A 2,269-nucleotide genomic window follows, 5' to 3' on the forward strand; every position below is an offset into this window, starting at 1 on the left:
GCAACTATGATTTCACCCCTATCACTCTTACTTGGAGCCATTCTCGGATTCCTGTCGGTAGTCGTATCTTCTCTTATTCCCGCACTAAGGGCGGGGAAAGTCTCGCCCGTAGAGGCGATGAGACAATACGGGGTCGAACCCTCTGACTTCGAAGTCAAAGGGATTGTTAAAGGACAAAGTTCGTCGGGAGAGAAGATCCCGTTGAAACTTGCGAAAAGAAACATGAGGAGAAACCTTCGCACGACGATTATTTCTGTCATTTCAATGACGATGGCGGCAACTCTTTTCATAGCCTTCTCGTACTTTGCCGGAAACTTCGATACTGAGAGAATTGCGCGGGGCGTTGTGAAGTCGGACTTCTCAATAAGAGTGGCAAGCATGTACGATGACGGACCCGATGAGCAAACGATCGAAGAGATACTCTCATTCGAAGATGTACAGACAGTTGCGGCTGCGAAGTTTATTACTGGAAGACTGCTCACCGAATACGAAGACCGTGACCTTGATAACAGGTCATTCGCGACGTTCTCAACCCCTGAGGCCGGAATGCGCGCGACAATGGTTGATAATAGCGGAATGTACATGGCTCTCCTCGCTTACAACGATCTCGGTATCGAGCTGATGAAGACGAAAGTCATTTCGGGATCAATAGATTTGACGAGAGCAACTTCCGAACCGGTAATCATTATCGACATAGAAAACAGCAGCAGGTATGGAATCGAGGCAGGAGACAAAGTCCTTCTCAAAACGTACTATCTGAACGAATCTATGGTACAAGTCCCAGTTGCCTCGGAGTTCGTCGTTGCCGCCGTAGTGCAGGAGCTGCCATCGGTAGCCTATACGGTCGAGGGTGGAATCCTTGCGGCATGCAGCGATAAGATAATTGAGAGTCTACGGCCTGAGAACGGCGATGTCCATCTCACCATGATGGACTACATTGACCACTACTCGTATGTAGATATCTATCTTCGAAGGGGAGGCGACGCTAAAGCTCTCGAATCAACAATCGAAGAGATTGCCGACAGGTACAGGAACTCTACCTTCATCTCATACAGTGAATACAAAAAAGAGACTGAAGACGCGATCAGCACACTTTCAACACTAGTGTACGGGCTTATTGCAATAGTTGGCTTCATAGGCATCTGCGGGATAACAAACACCATAAACACAACCATTATCCTGCGCCGCAGAGAGTTAGGAATACTGAGGGCAGTGGGTATGACCGGAAAACAACTCAAGGCCATGCTTACGTACGAAGGCTTGATCTTCGGACTCATAAGTGCCGTATCGTCTGTCGTTCTAGGCCTGATTCTCTCTTACACAGTCTATTCGCTCTTGAGATCCGAGATGAGTCATCTCAACTGGTCGATACCCTGGATCGGAATAATTCTAGCGGTTGCCGGCGCGATAGGGGCAGGAATACTGACCACACTCGCTTCGTCGAGAAAGGTGACCTCTCTAAGCATAACGGAATCGATCAGAACTATAGAGTGATGTGAAAATAAATCTTTCAGTTTGACTAAGGTTGGTCTTTGATAGGTTTTATCGCCGGCCTTATTCTTCTAAAAACAAATTAATGTTGGGAGGCTGAAATGGAAATTCAGGTTGCTACTATATCTGTCAGCTCTCTTGAGAGAGCGAGAGTCTTCTACGAAGAGATCCTCGGGTTCGAACCGGATATTTTTTACGAGCAAACCAACTGGGAGTCCTATAAACTCGATGGAACGGCCGGCTTTGGGATAATCGAGACTCCGGGATTGAGAAGAAACTGGAATTCAGACATCTTGAACTTCCGAATCACCGGTATCGAAGAGCTTTGGAACAGAGTCAAAGACTCTGTGGAGATCGATACTCCTCTCGAAACGACTCCCTATGGAATCCTGAAGTTCGTAATCAAAGACCCAGACGGTTTCAGAATCGGTTTTGTAGAGAAGGAAAAAGCCTGAGGATTCTCTCCTCAGGCTCTTCATTTGTAAAATGAAATCAAGTTAACTAATAAAGGCTATCTAACAGGAAAGACCGGGCTTCAGTATTTTAAGGCTGGTAGAAAGAAGCAAATAAGCTAATGTCCTCCTGAATGTTTTGGATAATGTACGTTGAATTGTCGGTGATATAGGTCTCTCCCGCGTCGTCGTAGCACCATGCTCCAAATGCGTACCCCGTGTTGGGGACGGCGCTTACAGTTACATTAGAGCCCTTCGGATACTCTCCAGCTCCGTAAACCTGCCCGCCTTCAGGAGGGTGGGATCTAAGGCTAACTGTGACCGTA

At 47.2% G+C, this 2,269-nt stretch carries 2 protein-coding genes; both read left to right on the forward strand.

Annotation, left to right across the window (positions count from 1 at the left end):
- The coding region (locus ENN47_09940) for an ABC transporter permease (protein HDP78482.1) at positions 1-1,494 on the forward strand (1,494 nt) is incomplete at its 5' end.
- A gap of 98 nt (positions 1,495-1,592) precedes the next feature.
- Positions 1,593-1,946, forward strand: coding sequence for a VOC family protein (locus tag ENN47_09945; GenBank protein ID HDP78483.1), 354 nt, complete (start codon positions 1,593-1,595; stop codon positions 1,944-1,946).
- Positions 1,947-2,269: the final 323 nt, after the last annotated feature.

This window comes from Mesotoga infera, from assembly GCA_011045915.1.
GTDB lineage: Bacteria > Thermotogota > Thermotogae > Petrotogales > Kosmotogaceae > Mesotoga > Mesotoga infera_D.